This is a genomic window from [Pseudopropionibacterium] massiliense, from assembly GCF_900607225.1.
In the GTDB taxonomy this organism is placed as follows: Bacteria; Actinomycetota; Actinomycetes; order Propionibacteriales; family Propionibacteriaceae; genus Arachnia; species Arachnia massiliensis.
Window position 1 is genome coordinate 820,993 of sequence record NZ_LR027842.1, and the last position, 20,708, is coordinate 841,700.

Annotated in this window: 29 protein-coding genes and 1 pseudogene; 23 read left to right on the forward strand and 7 right to left on the reverse strand. The window is 64.5% G+C overall.

Going from position 1 to position 20,708, the window contains the following annotated elements; genetic code table 11:
- Nucleotides 1-90 precede the first annotated feature (90 nt).
- From E0E39_RS03425 to rplO, 11 genes are all read left to right on the forward strand, one after another.
- Nucleotides 91-1,530: an outer membrane protein assembly factor BamB family protein gene (locus tag E0E39_RS03425; protein WP_130873488.1), complete on the forward strand. Its 1,440-nt coding sequence runs from the start codon at nt 91-93 to the stop codon at nt 1,528-1,530.
- A 342-nt stretch (nt 1,531-1,872) separates the two neighbouring features.
- Entirely contained in the window at nt 1,873-2,241 is a 369-nt protein-coding gene (rplN, locus tag E0E39_RS03430) for a 50S ribosomal protein L14 (protein ID WP_130873489.1), read from the forward strand.
- 2 nt (nt 2,242-2,243) lie between these two features.
- On the forward strand, nt 2,244-2,615 hold the full coding sequence (gene rplX / locus E0E39_RS03435; RefSeq protein WP_130873490.1) for a 50S ribosomal protein L24: 372 nt from the start codon (nt 2,244-2,246) through the stop codon (nt 2,613-2,615).
- Nucleotides 2,615-3,235, forward strand: coding sequence for a 50S ribosomal protein L5 (rplE, locus tag E0E39_RS03440; RefSeq protein ID WP_130873491.1), 621 nt, complete (start codon nt 2,615-2,617; stop codon nt 3,233-3,235). The genes rplX and rplE overlap by 1 nt, the downstream gene beginning before the upstream one ends.
- 9 nt (nt 3,236-3,244) lie before the next feature.
- Nucleotides 3,245-3,430: a type Z 30S ribosomal protein S14 gene (locus tag E0E39_RS03445; protein WP_130873492.1), complete on the forward strand. Its 186-nt coding sequence runs from the start codon at nt 3,245-3,247 to the stop codon at nt 3,428-3,430.
- A 92-nt stretch (nt 3,431-3,522) separates the two neighbouring features.
- Nucleotides 3,523-3,927 carry a 30S ribosomal protein S8 gene (gene rpsH / locus E0E39_RS03450; RefSeq protein WP_130873493.1) on the forward strand — a complete coding sequence of 135 codons (405 nt, stop codon included), beginning with the start codon at nt 3,523-3,525 and terminating at the stop codon, nt 3,925-3,927.
- 28 nt (nt 3,928-3,955) lie between these two features.
- Entirely contained in the window at nt 3,956-4,498 is a 543-nt protein-coding gene (gene rplF, locus E0E39_RS03455; protein WP_130873494.1) for a 50S ribosomal protein L6, read from the forward strand.
- Nucleotides 4,498-4,881, forward strand: coding sequence for a 50S ribosomal protein L18 (rplR, locus tag E0E39_RS03460; protein WP_130873495.1), 384 nt, complete (start codon nt 4,498-4,500; stop codon nt 4,879-4,881). Before rplF ends, rplR begins: the two co-directional genes overlap by 1 nt.
- Nucleotides 4,882-4,906: 25 nt before the next feature.
- Nucleotides 4,907-5,512 (forward strand): 30S ribosomal protein S5, encoded by a 606-nt coding sequence (gene rpsE, locus E0E39_RS03465; protein WP_130873496.1) that lies wholly within the window; start codon nt 4,907-4,909, stop codon nt 5,510-5,512.
- A complete protein-coding gene (rpmD, locus tag E0E39_RS03470; protein ID WP_014847222.1) occupies nt 5,512-5,694 on the forward strand; it encodes a 50S ribosomal protein L30 in 183 nt (60 codons plus the stop codon). The genes rpsE and rpmD overlap by 1 nt, the downstream gene beginning before the upstream one ends.
- Nucleotides 5,694-6,134, forward strand: a complete 441-nt coding sequence (rplO, locus tag E0E39_RS03475) for a 50S ribosomal protein L15 (RefSeq protein WP_130873497.1) — start codon at nt 5,694-5,696, stop codon at nt 6,132-6,134. Before rpmD ends, rplO begins: the two co-directional genes overlap by 1 nt.
- A 64-nt stretch (nt 6,135-6,198) precedes the next feature.
- On the opposite strand, the gene wecB is transcribed toward rplO, so the two are convergent.
- Nucleotides 6,199-7,332 carry a non-hydrolyzing UDP-N-acetylglucosamine 2-epimerase gene (gene wecB / locus E0E39_RS03480; RefSeq protein WP_245988178.1) on the reverse strand — a complete coding sequence of 378 codons (1,134 nt, stop codon included), beginning with the start codon at nt 7,330-7,332 and terminating at the stop codon, nt 6,199-6,201.
- Nucleotides 7,333-7,642: 310 nt separating this feature from the next.
- Here wecB and secY point away from each other — a divergent pair, with 310 nt between their 5' ends.
- Genes secY through E0E39_RS03505 form a run of 5 tightly spaced genes read left to right on the forward strand, consistent with a single transcriptional unit; the run spans nt 7,643 to nt 11,719 of the window.
- Nucleotides 7,643-8,947: a preprotein translocase subunit SecY gene (gene secY, locus E0E39_RS03485; protein WP_130873499.1), complete on the forward strand. Its 1,305-nt coding sequence runs from the start codon at nt 7,643-7,645 to the stop codon at nt 8,945-8,947.
- Nucleotides 8,944-9,516, forward strand: a complete 573-nt coding sequence (locus tag E0E39_RS03490; protein WP_130873500.1) for an adenylate kinase — start codon at nt 8,944-8,946, stop codon at nt 9,514-9,516. Before secY ends, E0E39_RS03490 begins: the two co-directional genes overlap by 4 nt.
- A 1-nt stretch (nt 9,517) precedes the next feature.
- The gene (gene map, locus E0E39_RS03495) at nt 9,518-10,345 is read left to right on the forward strand and encodes a type I methionyl aminopeptidase (RefSeq protein ID WP_130873501.1); all 828 of its coding nucleotides are present in this window, start codon (nt 9,518-9,520) and stop codon (nt 10,343-10,345) included.
- A 26-nt stretch (nt 10,346-10,371) separates the two neighbouring features.
- Complete coding sequence (locus tag E0E39_RS03500; protein WP_130873502.1) at nt 10,372-10,743, forward strand: DUF1707 SHOCT-like domain-containing protein; 372 nt, start codon at nt 10,372-10,374, stop codon at nt 10,741-10,743.
- A gap of 49 nt (nt 10,744-10,792) precedes the next feature.
- Complete coding sequence (locus tag E0E39_RS03505; protein ID WP_130873503.1) at nt 10,793-11,719, forward strand: alpha/beta hydrolase; 927 nt, start codon at nt 10,793-10,795, stop codon at nt 11,717-11,719.
- 10 nt (nt 11,720-11,729) lie between these two features.
- Here E0E39_RS03505 and E0E39_RS03510 read toward each other — a convergent pair whose 3' ends face one another.
- Nucleotides 11,730-12,014 (reverse strand): YciI family protein, encoded by a 285-nt coding sequence (locus E0E39_RS03510; RefSeq protein WP_130873504.1) that lies wholly within the window; start codon nt 12,012-12,014, stop codon nt 11,730-11,732.
- A gap of 140 nt (nt 12,015-12,154) precedes the next feature.
- Between E0E39_RS03510 and infA the strand changes: the two genes are divergently transcribed.
- The 7 genes and pseudogenes from infA to rplQ form a co-directional block, all read left to right on the forward strand.
- Complete coding sequence (infA, locus tag E0E39_RS03515; RefSeq protein WP_014847213.1) at nt 12,155-12,376, forward strand: translation initiation factor IF-1; 222 nt, start codon at nt 12,155-12,157, stop codon at nt 12,374-12,376.
- Nucleotides 12,377-12,606: 230 nt separating this feature from the next.
- Nucleotides 12,607-12,720 (forward strand): 50S ribosomal protein L36, encoded by a 114-nt coding sequence (gene rpmJ, locus E0E39_RS03520; RefSeq protein WP_002514836.1) that lies wholly within the window; start codon nt 12,607-12,609, stop codon nt 12,718-12,720.
- Nucleotides 12,721-12,968: 248 nt separating this feature from the next.
- Nucleotides 12,969-13,343 carry a 30S ribosomal protein S13 gene (gene rpsM, locus E0E39_RS03525; protein WP_014847212.1) on the forward strand — a complete coding sequence of 125 codons (375 nt, stop codon included), beginning with the start codon at nt 12,969-12,971 and terminating at the stop codon, nt 13,341-13,343.
- Between the two features lie 37 nt (nt 13,344-13,380).
- Complete coding sequence (gene rpsK / locus E0E39_RS03530; protein WP_014847211.1) at nt 13,381-13,785, forward strand: 30S ribosomal protein S11; 405 nt, start codon at nt 13,381-13,383, stop codon at nt 13,783-13,785.
- 30 nt (nt 13,786-13,815) lie between these two features.
- A complete protein-coding gene (rpsD, locus tag E0E39_RS03535) occupies nt 13,816-14,421 on the forward strand; it encodes a 30S ribosomal protein S4 (protein WP_130873505.1) in 606 nt (201 codons plus the stop codon).
- Between the two features lie 137 nt (nt 14,422-14,558).
- The gene (locus tag E0E39_RS03540; RefSeq protein ID WP_130873506.1) at nt 14,559-15,605 is read left to right on the forward strand and encodes a DNA-directed RNA polymerase subunit alpha; all 1,047 of its coding nucleotides are present in this window, start codon (nt 14,559-14,561) and stop codon (nt 15,603-15,605) included.
- Nucleotides 15,606-15,652: 47 nt separating this feature from the next.
- A pseudogene (gene rplQ, locus E0E39_RS03545) lies at nt 15,653-16,024 on the forward strand (50S ribosomal protein L17); the annotation flags it as partial.
- 147 nt (nt 16,025-16,171) lie between these two features.
- On the opposite strand, the gene E0E39_RS03550 reads toward rplQ, so the two are convergent.
- From E0E39_RS03550 to E0E39_RS03570, 5 genes are all read right to left on the reverse strand, one after another.
- Nucleotides 16,172-17,428: an AGE family epimerase/isomerase gene (locus E0E39_RS03550; RefSeq protein WP_130873508.1), complete on the reverse strand. Its 1,257-nt coding sequence runs from the start codon at nt 17,426-17,428 to the stop codon at nt 16,172-16,174.
- Between the two features lie 146 nt (nt 17,429-17,574).
- Nucleotides 17,575-18,174: a DJ-1/PfpI family protein gene (locus E0E39_RS03555; protein ID WP_425470598.1), complete on the reverse strand. Its 600-nt coding sequence runs from the start codon at nt 18,172-18,174 to the stop codon at nt 17,575-17,577.
- Nucleotides 18,175-18,230: 56 nt separating this feature from the next.
- On the reverse strand, nt 18,231-18,683 hold the full coding sequence (locus E0E39_RS03560) for a hypothetical protein (RefSeq protein ID WP_130873510.1): 453 nt from the start codon (nt 18,681-18,683) through the stop codon (nt 18,231-18,233).
- On the reverse strand, nt 18,680-19,732 hold the full coding sequence (locus E0E39_RS03565; protein WP_130873511.1) for a hypothetical protein: 1,053 nt from the start codon (nt 19,730-19,732) through the stop codon (nt 18,680-18,682). Before E0E39_RS03565 ends, E0E39_RS03560 begins: the two co-directional genes overlap by 4 nt.
- Nucleotides 19,733-19,881: 149 nt before the next feature.
- Nucleotides 19,882-20,250 carry a DDE-type integrase/transposase/recombinase gene (locus E0E39_RS03570; RefSeq protein ID WP_342770190.1) on the reverse strand — a complete coding sequence of 123 codons (369 nt, stop codon included), beginning with the start codon at nt 20,248-20,250 and terminating at the stop codon, nt 19,882-19,884.
- Between the last annotated feature and the right edge of the window lie 458 nt (nt 20,251-20,708).

The following is a 20,708-nucleotide window of genomic DNA, read 5'->3' on the forward strand; positions in this document are numbered from 1 at the left end:
GACGAGGAGCTCCTCGGAGCAGTTCACGAAAACCCTCCCTGCACGTTTCCGAATGCGCAAGAATTGGTTCACCGGATCAGTGAGGATTGTATGAGCGAGCAGAACACCCCACCCGACGAACACCTGGGACCGGGCCCGAACATGATTCCACCGCCGTCCACGCACGTCTCTGCCTCGCAGGGTCATTCCGGATCGCCTTCCCCGCCCCTGGAAGAGTCGATGCCCTCACCGCGCCCGTCTCCCGGGCCGCGCAGCAGGGCACGAGTGGTTCTGCTCGTCGTGTTGGCCGCCGTCCTGGTCCTCGTCGCCGGGTTCGGGGCCTGGTGGTTCCTCCTGCGGGGAAGCAACGGCGGGGAAACCATCAAGCCGGTAGCAGGGTTCGGACAGGCCCCGCAGATCGCGTGGGAGAGTGACAATCGAGATGGTTTCGTGGGAGGTACCGCGGAAGGTCTGTTGGTGATTCCCGACGTCACCGAGGCAGACGCCCGGCTCAGAATGCTCGCGTGGGCCGATGGCTCGGAGCGTTGGTCGGTCGACATCGGTGACAGGGCCAGCGGTGCGGTGAGCGTCCACATTCACACGAAACTCCCCGACGGGCTTGTCGGGCTGGTCGTCACGGACGCGGCCGGGAAGAATCGGTTCCTGGTTCACCGGGTGTCGAACGGGGAATTCGTGCGGGAAGTGGATCTGGGGCATGGGTCGATTGTCGCCAGCGACACGAAAGCGGTCTACCGCTATGAACCGGATGAGGACCGCATCGGCACGGTGAGGATAGGTCGCATACCGGACATCGCGAACTCCGACGCCACCGAGTGGAGCACCGAGGTGGACATCGTGCCGCAGGAGGGGGCGTACATGGTGAAGGAACGTGACGGATTCGCCGATTTCTGTTGGGTCAACGAGTTCGGGGTCGAGATCAGCTGTTTCAAGTCCTTGTCCCTGGCCGATGGCAGTCCGCCACCCTGGAAGGACGAATCGACGAGTTTCGTGCGCAGCAACGGAGTCATCGTCACGTCCAACCAGGACAGCGGTCGCCTGACCGCCTACGACTCGGAGGGCAACCAGCTCTGGCAGAAAGCGGATTCCGGGGGGCCGCTCCATGTTTTCAGGGATGCCCTGCTCGTCGGGTCGCGTCGAGGTGAGATGATCGAGCGGCTCGATCCCCGCACCGGAGACGTGCGATGGCGGCAGAACTGGGGGAATGGCTATCCGATCATCTTCGACCACGAAGGGCGGCCGGTGGTGCTGTTCGCGGAGTCGCAGACCCTGAGCGTGGGCAATGCCGACATGGACACGGGGGAGATCAGGGTGGAGAAATACTCTGTCGCGTCCGGGCGGGTGGTGTTCCGGACGGCGGATGGCGACATCGTGGCATCCGACGACAGGGGGAAAGGCGTGGACCTGGTGGCGATCAGGCCCGGCCAGTCGGAGATGCTGTGGAAGCAGACCTTCGACGATTACACCGACATTCAGCAGGAGGACCAGTACCTGGTCCTGCGCAGCAAGGAAAGAGTTGCGGTGCTGAGGTGACGCACAGGGGGAATTGCGATGGAATGCTCTCGTCCCTTCTTGCCGGGAGGCCGGATTCCGGAACCAGGCGGGGAGTTCTGCTCCAAGGGGGCCGATGTCCTCGAGCGTCAGGACGATCCCTGACGCCCTGATGCATTGGTTTCGCCAGACGGGTGCTGCTTGGGGTACTCTTGGCAAGTTGCCTTGAGTCTGTGCCCTCCGGGTTGCCGGGTGGGGACCTCTCTCGGGTGACGTCATCCCCGTGCCCAAGGCTCGGGGCGCCTCCTGGCAAAATCCAGGGGGTTCATCATGCGAGTTCCGACCAGGCCCGGGCCCGGGAACCGGTCGGACGGAGGAGAACAAATGATCCAGCAGGAGTCGCGACTCAAGGTCGCCGACAACACTGGTGCCAAGGAGCTCTTGTGCATCCGGGTTCTCGGCGGTTCGAAGCGTCGTTACGCCTACCTCGGTGACACCATCGTCGCCACGGTCAAGGACGCCATTCCCGGCGGCAACGTCAAGAAGGGCGATGTCGTCAAGGCCGTCGTAGTGCGTACAGTCAAGGAACGTCGCCGCGGCGACGGTTCATACATCAAGTTCGACGAGAACGCCGCCGTCATCCTGAAGAGCGACGGGGAGCCCCGCGGCACCCGCATCTTCGGCCCGGTGGCGCGGGAACTGCGCGAGAAGAAGTTCATGCGCATCGTCTCGCTCGCCCCGGAGGTGATCTGAGGATGAACTCGCTCCACGTCAAGAAGGGTGACCGCGTCAAGGTCATCGCAGGCAAGGACAAGGGCAAGACCGGTGAGATCATCGCCGTCGATCCCCGCGCCCAGAAGGTGACCGTCGAGGGCGTCAACGTCGTCAAGCGGCACAAGCGTGAATCGCAGGGCGCCAACGGGCGGCGCATCGAGGGCGGCATCATCAGCTCGGAGGCCCCCATCCACGTCTCGAACGTCCAGCTCGTCACCAAGGTTGACGGCAAGGAGGTCGTGACCCGGGTCGGCTACAAGCGTGTCGATGTGACCAAGAAGCGCTCCGACGGGTCCGAGTACCCGGCCCAGCGCAGCGTTCGCATCGCCCAGAAGACCGGGAAGGAGATCTGATGAGCAGCGACGTCGAGATCCCGCGCCTGAAGAGGAAGTACCGCGAGCAGATCATTCCTGCTCTGCAAGAGGAGTTCAAGTACGCCAACGTCATGCAGATTCCCGGTCTGACCAAGATCGTGGTCAACATGGGCGTCGGCGAGGCCGCTCGCGATTCCAAGATCATCGATGGCGCCGTCCGTGACCTGACCGTCATCACCGGCCAGAAGCCCACCATCACCAGGGCCCGCAAGTCCATCGCCCAGTTCAAGTTGCGTGAGGGCATGCCCATCGGTTGTCACGTCACTCTCCGCGGGGATCGCATGTGGGAGTTCGCCGACCGGCTTCTGACCCTGGCGCTGCCCCGTATCCGCGACTTCCGTGGCCTCAACGGCCGACAGTTCGACGGCAAGGGCAACTACACCTTCGGGCTGAACGAGCAGGTCATGTTCCTGGAGATCGACCAGGACAAGATCGACCGCATCCGGGGCATGGACATCACGTTCGTGACCTCTGCCACCAATGACCAGGAGGGTCGTGCGCTGCTGAAGCACCTCGGTTTCCCCTTCAAGGCCGTCGACGACCCGAAACCGGTCAAGGGCGGCCGCGGTCCCGCGTTCCAGCCCAGGAAGAAGAAGTGAGCGTGAACCATGGCTAAGACAGCACTCAAGGTCAAGCAGTCCCGCAAACCGAAGTTCGGTGTGCGCGCCTACACCCGCTGCAAGCGCTGCGGTCGTCCCAAGTCGGTCTACCGCAAGTTCGGTCTGTGCCGCGTCTGCCTGCGTGAGCTCGCCCACGCGGGTCAGCTTCCCGGCGTGACCAAGTCGTCCTGGTGACCCAGAGCGCCACGAGAAGAACTTCCAATTTTCGATTTGCCAAAGGTCCCCAGACATGAGGGAAACCGGGGCGAGAAAGAAGCCAAACAGCCATGACAATGACTGATCCCATCGCAGACATGCTCACGCGTCTGCGTAACGCCAATCAGGCGTACCAGGAATCGACGACCATGCCGTCGTCGAAGATCAAGGTCGGCATCGCGGAGATTCTGAAGGCCGAGGGTTACATCTCGAACTTCGAACTGACCGAGGTCGAAGGACAGGTGGGCAAGGTGCTCAAGGTCACCCTCAAGTACGGTGACTCCCGCGAGCGCTCCATCGCAGGACTGCGTCGCATCAGCAAACCCGGTCTGCGCGTCTACGCGAAGGCCAAGGCCCTCCCGAAGGTGCTCGGCGGTCTCGGTATCGCCATCATCTCCACGTCCCAGGGCCTGCTGACCGACAAACAAGCAAACGCCAAATCCGTGGGTGGCGAAGTGCTCGCCTACGTCTGGTGACCCGACGAGACTGAAAAGGAGATAGAACATGTCACGAATTGGCAAGCTCCCGGTCGCGGTCCCGTCCAACGTCGAGGTCAAGATCGACGGTCAGGATCTGGCCGTCAAGGGTCCCAAGGGGGAACTGAAGTTCACCGTGCGCGAACCCATCACCGTCGCGAGGAACGAGCAGGGCGAGCTGGAGGTGTCACGCCCGGACGACGAGCGGCTCTCCCGTTCCCTGCACGGCCTGACCCGTACCCTCGTGTCGAACATGGTCACCGGGGTCACCCAGGGATACGAGAAGAAGCTCGAGATCGTGGGCGTCGGGTACCGCGTCATCGCGAAGGGACCCACCCAGCTCGAATTCGCTCTCGGATTCTCGCACCCGGTGGTGGTCAATGCCCCGGAGGGCATCACCTTCACCGTCGAGACCCAGACCAGGTTCACGGTGCACGGCATCGACAAGCAGCTTGTCGGTGAGACCGCCGCCAACATCCGCAAGATTCGTAAGCCCGAGCCGTACAAGGGCAAGGGCGTTCGCTACGCGGGCGAGCACGTCCGCCGCAAGGCCGGAAAGGCTGGTAAGTAATGGCTATCTCGCTTGGCAAGCGCAAGGGCCTGGCGGCGAAGACCGCTGCACGTGCCCGCCGTCAGCTGCGTGGCCGCAAGAAGATCAACGGTACCGCCGAGCGGCCCCGCATGGTGGTCACCCGCTCCGCGCGCCACCTGTACGTGCAGGTGATCGATGACACCGTCGGGCACACCCTGGCATCGGCCTCCACCATGGAGGCGGATCTGCGCGTGGTGGAGGGCGACAAGTCCGCCAAGGCCCGCAAGGTCGGGGAGATCATCGCCCAGCGTGCGAAGAAAGTCGGCATCGAGAACGTAGTCTTCGATCGAGCCGGGAACAAGTACCACGGCCGGATCGCCGCGCTCGCAGATGCGGCGCGCGAAGCCGGTCTCGGATTCTGAGAACGACGAGAGGATAGGGAACACGATGAGTGAAACCCAGCAGCGCGGTGATCGCCGCGGTGGGGAGCGTCGTGGCCGTGACGATCGTCGTGGCCAGGCATCCAGGGAAGAGAAGAACCAGTATCTCGAGCGCGTGGTTGCCATCAACCGCGTCGCCAAGGTCGTCCAGGGCGGGCGTCGTTTCAGCTTCACCGCCTTGGTGGTCGTCGGCGACGGCGAGGGGATGGTCGGCGTCGGCTACGGCAAGGCGAAGGAAGTGCCCGCCGCCATCGCCAAGGGCGTGGAGGAGGCGAAGAAACACTTCTTCCGCGTGCCGCTGATCCAGCGCACCATCCCGCATCCCGTGCAGGGCGAGAAGGCCGCTGGCGTGGTGCTCCTGCGCCCCGCCTCGCCCGGTACCGGTGTCATCGCCGGTGGATCGGCGCGCGCGGTGCTCGAGTGCGCCGGTGTGCACGACGTGTTGGCCAAATCGCTCGGCTCGGCCAACGCCATCAACGTCGTCCACGCGACGGTGGACGCCCTGCAGCAGCTCGAGGAACCGGAGGCCGTCGCGAAGCGTCGCGGCCTGCCGGTGGAGGACGTGGCTCCGGCCGCTCTGCTCCGCGCACGCAAGGAAGAGGTGGCCGGCTGATGGCTGAACTGAGGATCACCCAGATCAAGTCAGGGGTCGGCGGCAAGGACTACCAGCGGGCCACGCTTCGCACCCTGGGGTTGAAGCGCATCGGCCAGACGGTGGTGCGTGAGGATCGCCCCGAAGTGCTCGGCATGATCCGTACCGTCGCCCACCTCGTGGAAGTGGAAGAGGTCAAGTAATGGCTCTCAAGATTCATCACCTGCGCCCCGCCCCGGGCGCCAACACCGCCAAGACCCGCGTGGGCCGCGGCGAGGCGTCCAAGGGCAAGACCGCTGGTCGCGGCACGAAGGGCACGGGCGCTCGCAAGAACGTCCCCGCGAACTTCGAGGGCGGCCAGATGCCGATGCACATGCGGATCCCGAAGCTCAAGGGCTTCAAGAACCCGTTCCGCGTGGAATACCAGGTCGTCAACGTCGGTCGTCTCGCCGAGCTGTTCCCCAAGGGGGGAGCGGTCACGGTGGAGGACCTCGTCGAGGCCGGCGCCGTCCGTGACGGTGCGCTCGTCAAGGTGCTGGGCGGCGGCGATGTCACCGTCGCCCTCAACGTGACGGCCGACGCGTTCTCGAACTCCGCGAAGGAGAAGCTGGCGGCTGCCGGCGGGTCCGCGGTGGAGGCCTGAGCAACGGCGTGGGAAAGGGCCGGGTGGCCGATCCTCGGATCGGCCACCCGGCCCTTCTGGCCTTTCAAGCGGATTTGATCAACGGCCAGGGACGTGCAGGGGTGTGGCTGACGAAGTCGGGGAGGGGATCGCCGACACCGAGAAAGGCAGCGATGCCGGCGACCGCCCGTACAGCGGCTGCTCCGTCTCCGTACGGATTGACCGATTCAGGCATCGGTGCATGGCTGGCGAGTCCGTCGAGCAGGCTGCTGACCTCCGCGAGGATGACCTCCTCGTCCGTGCCGACCAAGCGGGCTGCACCGACCTCGAGCGCCTCGGGGCGATCCGTTCTCTCACGCAGCACCAGGACGGGTTTGCCGAGGGCCGGTGCCTCCTCCTGCAAACCTCCGGAATCGGTCAGCACGATGCTCGAGGCCTTCAGAACCTGGATGAACTCGCCATAGGGGAGAGGGTCGCATGCGATGACGTTGTCCAGGCCGATCAGGGGTGGTAGCAGGCAGTGTCTGACGATGGGATTGAGATGGGCCGGCAGGATCACGTGAAGCCCGGGATGGCGACGTGCCAGACGGGCGACGGCATGACCGATCCGCTCCATGGGGGCGCCCCAGTTCTCCCGGCGGTGAGCGGTGACCAGCAGGATCGGCGCTCCTGAAGCAATCACATGGCGGATTCTCTCGTTCCGGATGGGGACCTCGGCCTTCACCGCGCGCATCAGGGCGTCGATGACGGTGTTACCGGTGACGATGATGTCCTCACCGCGGACGCCTTCCCGCTCCAGGTTGTACCGACACTGCTGGGTCGGTGCCAGGTGCAGGGAACTGAGTCGTGTCGCGATGCTGCGGTTGGCCTCCTCCGGGAACGGTGCGGTGATGTCGCCGCTGCGAAGTCCGGCCTCCAGGTGGATGACGGGAACGTGCCGGTTGAAACTGGTCAGGGCCGCCGCAGCGACGGTGGAGGTGTCGCCCTGGACCACGACGGCATCCGGGCGTTGGATCTCGAGGATCGGGTCGAGCAGCGTGATGATGTGGGCCATGATCTCGTTGAGGGTCTGGCCCGGTGTGAAGACGTTCAGGTCGTGGGTCGGGACGATCCCCAGCACCTCGCCCACCTGATCCAGCATTTCGCGGTGCTGCCCCGTGACCACCGAGATCGACTCGAAACGCGGGTCCTCCTCGAGGCGACGGATGACAGGTGCCATCTTGATGCCTTCGGGACGGGTCCCGTACACGGTCATTACTTTTTTCATGATGTCCCCCAACCAACGACGATGGTCACGTCGCGAAATCAATGCGGGAAGCATAGGAGAGTTGGCCGGAAGTATGCAATACCCTCGGGAGAAGTTGCGCATCGGGGAGGTGCGTCAGCGTGCCGTGGTGACATCCCGGTGACCCCGGGGAGGTTCCGATACCTGGCGCGGCATTGGGGAATGGGCGTGCCCCTTGGTACGCTGCCTAGGTTGCCTGAGATGGGCGACGAGTAATTTGCTGAGCAACTGAAAGAGGGGCCGGATGCTCTCCGCCTTCGCTAGCGCGTTCAGGACGCCTGAGCTGCGCAAGAAGATCTTCTTCACGCTTGGGATCCTCCTGGTGTTCCGCCTCGGTTCCACCATCCCCGCCCCGAACGTGAACATGCAGGCGCTGAACGCGTGCGTCGCAGACGCCACGACAGGTTCCCAGGCAGGGCTCTACTCCCTGATCAACCTGTTCTCGGGCGGCGCCCTGCTGCACTTGACGATCTTCGCCCTGGGCGTGATGCCTTACATCACGTCCTCGATCATCCTGCAGCTGCTCGCCGTGGTGATCCCGCGGCTGGAGGCTCTCAGGAAGGAGGGCGCCGCCGGGCAGGCCAAGATCACGCAGTACACGCGGTACCTGACCCTCGTGCTGGCGCTGCTGCAGGCGACGGCATTCGTCACCATGGCGCGCACGGGCCAGCTGTTGCAGTGCCGTCAGCCCATCCTCTACACCCAGGAACTCTTCCCTCTGATCACGATGGTGCTCACCATGACCGCGGGGACCGTCGTGATCATGTGGCTGGGCGAGCTCATCACTGATCGTGGCGTCGGCAACGGCATGTCCGTGTTGATCTTCACCCAGATCGCCGCCCAGTTCCCGACCGGTCTGTGGTCCATCAAGGAGAGCCACCAGGGGGCCACCGGCTGGTTCCTGTTCCTGGCCATCATTGCCATCGGACTGCTCGTGATGCTCGGCATCCTTTTCATGGAGCAGGGGCAGCGGCGCGTTCCCGTCCAGTACGCCAAGCGCATGGTCGGCCGCAGGCTCGTCGGTGGTTCGACCACCTACATCCCGCTGAAGGTCAACCAGTCCGGTGTCATTCCCGTGATCTTCGCGAGCTCCATCCTCTACCTGCCGATCCTCTACGCCACCTTCCGACCGGAGTCCGGGACCGGGCAGTGGATCGCAGCCAACTTCCACACCAACAGTTGGGTCTACAGCACCCTCCAGTTCCTCCTCATCGTCGGTTTCTGCTACTTCTACGTCGCCATCACCTTCAACTCCGAGGAGGTCTCGGACAACATGAAGAAGTACGGCGGCTTCATTCCCGGTATCCGTGCGGGCAAGCCGACGGAACGCTACCTGACCTACGTGCTGAACCGCCTGACCGCGCCGGGGTCGCTGTACCTGGCGATCATCTCGATGATCCCGACCCTCGCGTTCATCGCGGTCGGCGCGAACCAGAATTTCCCGTTCGGCGGAACCTCCATCCTCATCATCGTCGGTGTGGCCCTTGACACGGTCAAGCGCATCGAGAGTCAGCTGCAGCAACGCAACTACGAAGGATTCCTGAGGTGAGAATGCTCATCATGGGTGCCCCCGGAGCAGGCAAGGGCACCCAGGCTACGGCGCTGGCCGAAGCATACGCGGTACCGACCATCTCGACGGGTGACATGTTTCGCGCCAACATACGCAACGGCACCGAGCTGGGCGTCAGGGTCAAAACCCTGATCGACGCGGGAGAATACGTGCCCGACGACGTTACGGAGGCAATCGTCGCCGACCGTTTGGCCGAGGAAGACTGTTCCGCAGGGTTTCTCCTCGACGGTTTCCCGCGCACCATGCACCAGGTGCACTTCCTGGACCGCCATCTCTCCCGCCAGCGGCAGCGTCTCAACGCCGTCGTCTCGTTGGTGGTGGAACCCGACGTGCTGGCAGCGCGCCTGCTGGAGCGCGCCCAGAAGGAGGGGCGCACGGACGACAACGAGGACACCATCAGGCGTCGCATGGAGGTCTACGCTGGTCAGACCGCGCCACTGCTGTTCCACTACGAGCGGCAGGGGCTGCTCGTGGAGGTTGAGGGCACCGGAACCGTCGAGGAGGTGCGGCAGCGCATGCTCGATGCCGTGGCGGCGCGCAGGGCCTGAGATGCCGATCGAGATCAAGACGCCTGAGCAGCTGCGCACGATGCGCGCCGCGGGGCTGGTGGTGGCCGAGGGGCTGCGCCGGATGCAGGAGGCGACCGTGGTGGGTGCCACGACGGCGGAGATCGACGCGGTGGGTCGGGCGGTGCTCGCCGAGCACGGTGCGACCTCGAACTTCCTGGGATACGGGGCCGAGTACGGTGCACCGTTTCCCGGTGTTGCGTGCATCTCGGTCAACGACGAACTGGTCCACGGTGTCCCCGGGGATCGCGTGATCCGCGACGGTGACCTCGTCTCCATCGACTTCGGGGCCGTGGTGGACGGATGGCACGGCGACGCGGCCCGCAGTTTCGTCGTCGGCGAGGCACGGGCGGAGGATCTCGAGATGATCGCCGTCACCCGGCAGGCCATGTGGGCCGGCATTGCCGCGGCCCGCGACGGCGGTCGCGTCGGGGATGTGTCGCGAGCCATCGAGCACTACGTCAAGCGTCAACCGCGCCGTTACGGGTCGCTGCGCGAGTACACGGGGCACGGGATCGGTTCCCACATGCACATGGAACCGGACGTTCCGAATCAGTTCAGGTTTCGCCCCAACCCACGTCTCGACGTGGGGATGGCCATCGCGGTGGAACCGATGCTGACCCTCGGACTTCACCAGACGGTGGTCGATGCCGACGAATGGACGGTGCGAAGCCGCGACGGGGAGCGCGGTGCCCACTGGGAGAACACCGTGGCCATCACGGAGCGCGGGCTCTGGGTGCTCACGGAACCCGACGGGGGAGAAGAGGAACTGACCGCGCGCGGCGCTGCCTTCGGGCCGCTCAACGGGTGACGGACACGGCTTCTACCATTGATCGCATGAGCAAGTTGCCGCCCTCCTCCCGCTATCTCCAGCGCGCGGCCGAACCGGTCGGTGAGACGGAACGGGAGGCACTGTCCAAGCGGGTATCGGACGCCTTCGCCGACGGTCGGATGGAATCGAATTCCTACCGGAAGTCAATGGACGTGATCTACGGCGCGAAGACCCTGGGTGAGCTGGTCCCCGTTGTGGAGCAGCTTCCGGCGGCGGCGCTCGAGACCCCCGCGATCGTCGGTGAGGGAAAACTCCCTGCGGGACAGACCGGTGAGATCCACACTCCGGCGCGAGTCGGCATGGCGGTGGTCGGGGCCGTCGTGGGTGTCGTGACCCTGCTGGCCATCGTGGCCGTCCTTCTGCTGTGGCTGCTCTGAGCGGGGAACCGCGAGTTCGACGCGATACGGGGCTGAGTAGTCTCTAGCCATGAACGAGCCCACCCTCCGTGTGATCCCGGCCTTCGACAATCACCCCCTGTACACCCGGGTCTGGCTGCCTGACGAGGAACCGGTGGGGGTGCTCGTGCTGGCGCACGGGCTGGCCGAGCACGGCGGCGTCTACGGCGAACTGGCCGCCTCCGTGGTGGGGCAGGGATTCGTGATGTACGCGGCCGATCATCGCGGGCACGGCTGGACCGCCCCCGACATGACGCAGCTCGGGTTCTTCGCCGCCGAGGACGGCTGGGCGAAGGCGGTGGGCGACCTCGGAACCGTCATCGCATCCGCCGAGAAAGCCCACCCCGGTGTGCCGTTGTTCCTGCTCGGGCACTCCATGGGCTCAATAATGGCGCGCTGCTACGCCATCGAGAACTCGCAGCAACTCGCGGGCCTGGTGCTGACGGGGACGATTGCCGAGCCCGGCTTGGTCGGGATGCTGGCCCATGCCCTGGCCTGGGTCGTGTCGAGGGTGTGCGGGGCCACCTATCGCAGCGAACTGCTCCGGCGCTTGTCCTTCGGGGGCTACAACGCCGCTTTCCGGCCGAACCGCACCGAGGCGGACTGGCTGACCCGCGACGAGGCATGGGTGGATGCCTACCTGGCGGATCCGCGATGCGGGTTCACCCCGGCCGCCGAGGTGTTCGTGAACCTGATGGAGGGCACGCGCTGGGCGGGAAACCCGGACAATGTGGCCCGTGTCCGTCCCGGGCTGCCGGTTCTCATCTGCTCCGGGGAGGCCGATCCGTTGGCCGTGAACATCGAATCGGTGGCTGAACAGTACCGCAGGGCGGGCCTGTCGGATGTCACGCTCAAGCTCTATCCGGGGGCACGCCACGAACTGTTCCACGAGATCAACGTCAAGGAGGTCTGCGCGGATCTCGGCTCCTGGCTCGGGGCACACCTGGCCGGGAGATGAGGGCGGAAACCTACTCCGCGAAGATCCCGATCACCGGGGTCCAGTGGACGATGCGGACATCGGCCAGCACTTTGTTGGTCCGGAACGGGTCGTCGGCGAGCAGCTCTGAGACGGCCTCGGTGCTCTCGGCCTTGACGACGAGGAGAGCGGACGGTGGCGTGGCCTCGGGGTAGGCGCCTCCCGCGATGAGTCCCTTGTCGGTCAGGGTCGACAGGAAGGCCCTGTGCTCGGGGCGGTGGCGGGCGATGAGACCGGGGTCGTCGACGTAGGTGTAGTGAACGGCGAAGTACTGCATGGGTCAACGGTACGGTTCCGCGGTGGCGGCGACTGGTCCGGGGTGGATTTGGGACGTTGCCGTGTGCCGCGTACACTGCCTTTGGTACCGCGGTATTCTGCCGCACCCGGAAACCGGTTTCCACCGACGAATGAGAGCACATGGCGAAGAAAGAAGGAGCCCTCGAACTCGAGGGGACCGTGGTCGAGGCGTTGCCGAACGCAATGTTTCGCGTGGAGCTGCCCAACGGGCACAAGGTCCTGACCACCATCAGCGGAAAAATGCGTCAGCACTACATCCGCATCCTGCCCGCCGACCGAGTGGTCGTCGAGCTTTCCCCCTACGACCTCACCCGTGGTCGTATCGTGTACCGGCACAAGTGACCGGCCAGGTCCTGTCAAGTGTGAATTCTCAGCGCCCGACCCACGGTCGGGCGTCGGTCATTTGTCGAGCCTGTTTGGTGAATACCGGAGATGTGACGTAGGCTTTGTCGTCGGCCGTCCATGCCCGGATGTCGTCGCGTGCCCGCGATGGTCCGGATTTCCGGCGGCCGGCTCATCCACCACAGATTGGGTAGGAGACTGCCCAGTCGCCGATTGAAAAGGTTGCTCGAATGAAGGTTCAGCCGAGCGTCAAGAAGATCTGCGACAAGTGCAAGGTCATTCGCCGGCACGGTCGTGTGATGGTGATCTGCGACAACCCGCGCCACAAGCAGCGCCAGGGCTGAAACCCGGCGAGGGTTCGCAGAACATCGCGGAACGGGGCAGGTCGCCCAGCCCGCCAGACAAGTGAACACAACGTGATCGCAAGGGCCACTGGAAACGGTGACTCCCGACCCTTGGACGAAGGCCAAGGCCCCTCTGCGGCGACAGAACCGCCGCGCGCCAGGAGGGGACGCGACACGCCACACACCTTCGCGGTCCCCGACCTGACCGGGCGAAGCCCACAGGGGCCGGAAACACTGAAAGGTAGAACATGGCACGCCTCGTTGGTGTCGACCTGCCGCGCGACAAGCGCCTGGAGGTCGCCCTCACCTACATCTTCGGGATCGGTCGCACCCGCGCCGCCGAGACCCTCGCCGCCACCGGTGTCAGCGGCGATCTCCGTGTCCACCAGCTCACCGACGAGCAGCTCGTCGCGCTGCGTGACCACATCGAAGGCAACTACGAGATCGAGGGTGACCTTCGTCGTACCGTTGCCGCCGACATCCGCCGCAAGGTCGAGATCGGCAACTACCAGGGCCGTCGTCACCGCAGTGGTCTCCCGGTCCGTGGTCAGCGCACCCGCACCAATGCGCGCACCCGCAAGGGCAAGAAGAAGGCCGTGGCCGGCAAGAAGAAGGCACGCTGACCCGCGCGGTGAGCTGAGACAGGAGATTTGACTACTGATGGCAACCAGCCGCAAGCAGGCCGCCAAGACCAAGGTGCGCCGCAAGGAGAAGAAGAACGTCCTCGCCGGACAGGCTCACATCAAGAGCACCTTCAACAACACGATCATCTCGATCACCGACCCCAACGGGGCAGTGATCTCCTGGGCCTCCGCCGGCACCGTCGGCTTCAAGGGCTCCCGCAAGTCGACCCCCTTCGCCGCCCAGATGGCCGCCGAGGCCGCAGGTCGCCGCGCCATGGAGCACGGCATGAAGCGCGTCGACGTGTTCGTCAAGGGCCCGGGCTCGGGCCGTGAGACCGCGATCCGCTCGCTGGGCGCCGTGGGCCTCGAGGTCGGAACCATCTCCGACGTCACGCCCGTGCCGCACAACGGCTGCCGCCCGCCGAAGCGTCGCCGCGTCTGAGCGCCCGAGAAGTAAAGGACTGAAGAGATAATGGCTCGTTACACCGGCCCCATGACCAAGAAGTCCCGCCGCCTCGGGACCGATCTGGTTGGCAACGACAAGGCGTTCGAACGCCGTCCCTACCCGCCCGGCGTCCACGGTCGCGGTCGCACCAAGGATTCCGAGTACTCGCTGCAGCTCAAGGAGAAACAGAAGGCTCGTTTCGCCTACGGCGTCCTCGAGAAGCAGTTCAGCCGCTACTACGAGGAAGCGGATCGTCATCCCGGGAAAACCGGTGACAACCTGCTGCAGATCCTCGAGTCGCGCCTCGACAACGTGGTGTACCGCGCGGGTTTCGCGAGCACCCGTCGGCAGGCCCGCCAGCTCGTGGTTCACGGTCACTTCCTCGTCAACGGCAAGAAGGTGAACATCCCGTCGTACCGTGTCAAGGCCCACGACATCATCGACGTCGCCGAGAAGTCGATGAACATCCACCCGCTCGTGGTGGCTCGTGAAACCCACGGCGAACGCACTGTTCCCGCGTGGCTCGAGGCGCGTCCCAACCGGATGCGCATCCTCGTCCACCAGCTCCCCGTCCGCGAACAGATCGTGATCGACGTCCAGGAGCAGATGATCGTCGAGCTCTACTCCAAGTAGTGGACCTGGACCCCATCGGGGTGGTCGGCACCGCAGTGCTCGACCACCCCAGCTCGGTTCTCCGGGCGCCACGGCCGGAGCGGTTCCGGTCGCGGTATTCGCGTCATCAAATAGTGGGTGGCGCGGGAAGGAAGAAAATGCTCATCGCACAGCGTCCGACCTTGTCGGAAGAGACGGTTTCCGAGTACCGTTCACGGTTCATCATCGAGCCCCTCGAACCCGGTTTCGGCTACACCCTCGGCAACTCGATGCGTCGCACCCTGCTGTCGTCCATCCCGGGCGCGGCCGTGACCTCCATCAAGATCGAGGGCAATCAGCACGAGTTCTCCACCTTGGAGGGCGTCGTCGAGGACGTCACCGAGATCATCCTCAACCTGAAGGGGCTGGTGCTGTCCTCCGAGGAGGACGAGCCCGTGGTCATGTACCTGCGCAAGGCCGGGGCCGGCGAGGTCACCGCGGCCGACATCCAGCCTCCGGCGGGAGTCGAGGTGCACAATCCCGAACTGCACATCGCCACCCTCAGCGAAGGCGGCAAACTTGAGATGGAGCTGGTGGTCGAACGCGGCCGGGGCTACGTCTCCAGCGCTCTCAACAAGGATCCCGACGCCGAGATCGGACGCATCCCCGTCGACTCCATCTACTCTCCCGTGCTGAAGGTGAGCTACAAGGTGGAGGCCACCCGCGTGGCGCAGCGCACCGACTTCGACCGTCTCATCATCGATGTCGAGACCAAACCGTCCATGGCTCCCCGCGACGCCGTCGCGTCCGCAGGGCGGACCCTGGTGGAGCTCTTCGGCCTGGCCCGCGAGCTCAACGTCAACGCGGAGGGCATCGAGATGGGCCCCTCGCCCGTGGACGAGCAGATCGCCGAGTCGCTGAACCTGCCCGTCGAGGACCTGAACCTGTCGGTCCGCTCCTACAACTGCCTCAAACGGGAGGGCATCCACACCGTCGGTGAACTCGTCGCCCGTTCCGAGGAGGATCTCCTCGACATCCGCAATTTCGGCTCGAAGTCGATCCTCGAGGTCAAGGTCACCCTTCACAACCTGGGGCTCTCGTTGCGTGACGCCGCCCCGGGCTTCGACCCGATCCAGGCCATCGAGCGCTATGACCAGGAGCATGAGGGCGAGGAGGACCTCGACGCCGAAGCGGACGAAGACTACGCCGAGACCGAGCAGTACTGAGAACCCACACCGAGCGCTGCTCGGGACCAGACCGAAAGAATTGAAACATGCCTAAGCCGACCAAGGGCCCCCGTCTGGGCGGTAGCCCCACCCATGAGCGCCTCATCCTGCGCAACCTGGCCACCCAGCTCATCGAGCACGGCCGTATCACCACCACCGAGACCAAGGCCCGCCGCGTCCAGCCGCTGGTCGAGAAACTCGTGACCAAGGCCAAGCGTGGCGATCTTCATGCCCGTCGCCTGGTGCTGAAATCCGTGACCGACAGAGACGTGGTGGCAAAGCTGTTCGAGGAGATCGCCCCCACTCTCCAGGGTCGTGACGGTGGCTGCACCCGTATCACCAAGATCGGCATCCGCAAGGGAGATTCCGCGCCGCTGGCGGTCTTGGAATTCGTCACCGAGCCGGTGAAGGAGAAGTCCGAGGACGAGGACTGAGCCTGGAAGAACGGGGAAGCATCCTGGGCAAGGATGCCTCCCCGTTTCGTTTTCGAGCCCAGGTCGGTTGAGCCGACCTGCGAGGAACGAGCGGCCCGTGTCGAAACCATCCACCGGCACCTCGCGGTCCGACTAGCCCGCTTTGACGTCACCGCGGCGCTGGTCGCGAACCCAGGCGGCGATTCCCCGGTTTTCGGGCAGCAGGGCGTAGAAGGTGGCCTGGTAGGCGTGGTAGAGGTCAGGTTTTCCTTCCCACGTGTGGGTGGTGGGGTGGTTCTCCACGTCGAGTTCCTGCCACCAGGCGCCGTCCGTGTGGTCGATGACGTGGTCGTCGGCGTAGGTCCAGAGGGTGCGGTAGGCATCCTCGTAACGCTGTTCACCGGTGGCGCGGAACAGCCCGGCGGCAGCGCCGATTCCCTCGGCGATCTCCCAGAAGAATCGTTCCGGGACCACAGGTTTTCCGTCCCAGTCGACGGTGTAGCAGAAACCGCCGTTGCTTGCCCAGGCGTCGCGGAATGCGCCGTCGAACAGGTGCCGGGCCGCGTCCAGCAGCCAGTCCTCCCGAATACCGAGACCACGGATCTGGAGCAGCAGTTTCGCCCATTCGAGCCAGTGCCCGGGCTGGGAACCATACGGCCGGAAGGGATGACGGGGTTCGTCGCGGTTGTGGTCGGGCAGCTCCCGCCACGCGGCGTCGAAGTGTTCCGGGAGCCGCCAGGCCCCTTCCGTGGCCTCGGCGGCCCGACCCGCGATGCGGTGCGCGATTCTTGTGGCCCGTTCCAGAAGCCGTTCGTCGCCGGTTGCCTCGTGGGCCGCCAGGTAGGCCTCCGTCAGGTGCATGTTGGCGTTCTGGCCACGATAGGGCTCGGCCTGGTGGAATTCGCGGTCGAAGGCATCGATGCCCGCGCCGTCGGCCTCCACCCAGAACCTCTCGATGACGTCCAGGGCCGCGGCCAGCAGTTCCTCGCCCCCGGGAATCCCGGCTGCTGTCGCGGAACTGGCGCCGAGCAGGACGTGTGCCTGCCCGTAGAGTTCCTTGCGGGAGCTGGAGGAATCGCCTCCGACGGTCGGGAACCAGCCGCCGTGCTCAGCGTCACGCCCGGCGCCGCTCAGGTAGAAACAGATGCCGTGCCGGGCCACGTCCTCGGCCCCCGGGCGACCCTGCATGGCCGCTATCGAGAAGCAGTGCAGCATTCGCGCGCCCAGCCACAGCTGCGAGCCCATCCGGGGTAGCGCCTGGCCTCGCGAGTCGAGATAGGCGTAGCCCGCGCCGGGCAGCACCACCTCGGGTTGGAAGAAGTCCAGCAGCGCTTCCCGGTGCCGGGAGAGCCATGCGTGATGCTCGACGCTGTCCAGCCAGCTGATCCGTTCGGGTTGCGGGTGATTCATCGGGTCTCCTTCGACTGTCGACGGCCTGTGTGACGACGTTTCCTGTTCATGTTGGAAGGCCGCCGTGCGAAGGGCCGCATCGTCGTCGATCCTCAGGGTCGTGAGCGTGTCAACATCGTAGCGGCAGGAGGATGTCTCTGTACCTGTCACCGGAGGTCCGCGAAGGGATCCCGCTCGGGATCGTGGTGAATCTCCAACTCGATGTCCCGGGCGGCTGTCGCCGCGGCTTCCGGGCCGGTGAGGTGACCGATCAACGCGGCCGTCATGTCCATGCCGGCCGCCACCCCGGAGGAGGTCCACCGATTCCGGTCGTGGACCCACCGAGCCCTGCGTACCCACGTGACCCCGTCCCCATGTCCCGACGCCCAGCCGAAGGCCTGCTTGTTGGAGGTCGCCCGGTATCCGTTCAGCAAACCAGCGGCCGCCAGAACCGCTGAACCGGTGCACACCGAGACGACGATCGACGCAGTGGTGGCCAGGTGGGTGATCATCTGGAGGAAGCGCTGGTTGCGGACCAGATGGCGTGTGCCCGGACCGCCCGGCACCAGCACGATGTCGGCGGACGGCGGATCCTCCAGGGAAGTGGGAACCACGATCTCTGCTCCCTGGCTGCTCCGAACCGGGCCGGCTTCGGGCGCCACGTAGGTGATCCGATACTCCGCGGGCAGCCTGGCGAGCAGTTCGACCGGCCCGAACACGTCGAGCAGTTCGAAGCCCTCGAACAACACCACCGAGACGTCGTACACGACCATTCATCCTATTGCGGCGTGGACACCGGGCATTCCGTGTCCGGTTCAGCGCCTCATCGTCGGTTTTCTCGTCTGGCCGCTTCGCGTTGCTGCTCCACGGGGAGGGCTTTGAAGGCTCCCATGGCGTTGGGGTCGTTGCGTGGGACGCCGGCCTTCACGGCTCGGCGGTACCAGCGGGGGAGAAGGAATGGCGGGAACCAGAAGAAGAGGCCAAATAGAGAGGTCAGGCCGCAGAACAGCCATGTCATCCCGATCACTCCTCCTGGGATGCGGGACAGGGGCGGTTTGAGCGCTCCAAAGGACATGAGCAGCATGGTCACACCTCCGTAGAACATGGCGAGGGGTGGGCAGGTCCAGCCGCGGTAGTTGATGACGAAGCGGGGGATGGGTTCGGTGTAGGCGACCCAGCCTTGCCAGAGGCAGAGGACACCGATGATAAGAAGAAAGATTGCGGTGAAGATGTCGCCGGGGACGAGACCTTCCAGAAGAATTGCGTGACCTATCATCTGCCGAATACTCCTTTGCACCAATTCCAGAACCCTTCGCCAACATCGGCAATGCGATCACCGACAGTCTTGCCTTCGCCGGTGTCGATGCTCATGCCCAACCCGACCACGACACCCACTGCCAGGCCGACGGCGGTTCCTCCCACCGGAAGCATGGAGCCGATCGCAGCTCCTGCCCATGCGGACGCGAGTACTTGCGAGCCTGTCCGGACCGTGGCGGTTTCCCTCACCCGCGATTGCCGTTCGCTTGCGGAAAGTTCCGGGTTTTGTTCGCGGTATCTCGTGTCGGCTTTCTCGACTCCGCTGCTGTAGGTCAACCCGACCCCGAGAACGAAGAGGCCACGTCCCGCTGTGCGCCCGAGAGCGGACGTGCCGGTGCGGGTCTGCAGGCTGTGTTCCCGCCCCAGACCCCACGATCCCGTGATGTGGGGGGGACGGATCACGGTTGCCGGACCGTAGCGTCCTCGTGGTGGACCGAGGAATGCCTCGGTCACCGCCGCGCGGAAGCGGGTCAGGAAGCTTCCCTGCTGGTTGGTTTGAGGAATCCATGATTTCCAGTCCCAGTGCCGGGATTTGGCGCGCTTCACCCAGTAGGGGATCCTGAAATCCTCCCCGAAGAGGCGGATGACGACGCGTCTGATGACGCGTTCGACGTCCACCTTCCTGGTCTCGCCCACGGCTGCCAGGGCAGCTATCAAGGTGTCCCCCGGGACTCCGGACCATGCAGGGACATCCGGTGTTGGCAGGCCGTCGTTCCCGATCGCCGCGAGCTGCTCGAAGCATGTGTTGATCGCGGTTTCGTACTTCTGGATGAGGACAACGATCTTTCCGTTGAGAGCCACGGCCTCATCCATGTAGCCTTGGCGGCCATCCTCATCCTCAGGGATAGACTTGGCATCAAAACTGGCGGCTTCTTTCGCCAACTCATCGCGCTCCGGTTTGAGAGCGGAGATCTCATCGGCGAACAGCGTCATGGCCGCCTTGACGCTGAGGCACCCGTCCGAGGCGTGCTGGCCGGATTGCAGGGCCGGGTCCAGCGCCGAGTACAAGAGTGGACTGCCATAGGTTTTGTGGACGGCGGTGAAAAACTTGGATTATGGTTTAGGCTGCCGTCTCGGTTTTCCTCCATTCCTGATGGACTTCGTTCGGGGTGCGGTACCCGATCGCGGAATGAAGCCTGGTTTGATTGTACCAGAGTTCAATCCATGATGTCACTTCTTTGAGGCTTATTCACAGCCATCCTCAAGCGCGCTCCGACTAGGGGTTTCACTGGTCGACGCGCCGCCTGTGAATAAGCCTCTTTGATTGCTTTTCTTCTGGTGTGGTAGATCTTCCGGTTTACGAGTTCTTTCTTGCAGGTGGCGTTGAATGATTCTGCTGCTGCGTTGTCGTAACACACGCCGGTTCTTCCCACTGATGCGAGGAAGCCATATTTGTTCATGGTGGCGGTGTAATCGGCGGACGTGTACTGCGATCCCCGGTCCGAATGAAAAATCGTCACACCCTTGACGGTTCGGCAGTTCCGGACCGCCATTTCCAGGGCGTTTTGGACCAATTCGGTTCGCATGTGCCCCTGTCATGGCGTAGCCAACAATCCTTTGTCGAGCAGGCCGCCCCGTCACGGTCGCCAGGTACACGAACCCTTCCCGGGTGTGAATATAGGTGATGTCACCCACCAGTTTCCGGGCCGGAGCATCTGCTGTGAAGTCTCTTTTGACCAGGTCGGGGCGCCCTGCCAGGTCGGCCGCAGGCACGGTGGTGCGGGCCTTGGGGCGGGGCTGACACGCCACCAGGCCCTCCAGGCTGCATGAGCCGGCGTACCGTCTCTGGGGTGGTTGCAACACCATTCGCGTTCCAAGATTTTGTGGACCCGTCTGTAGCAGGTGGGTTTGTTTGGAGTCGTTGAAGAAATACGTCACAAAAATGACGAGTTCCTCTACGGCGCTTTGTGGGTTTCCGACATGCCTCTGTTGCGCCAAGGTGTAGCAGTCCTGTATGTGATACCACCCGGACAGCGGCACATCA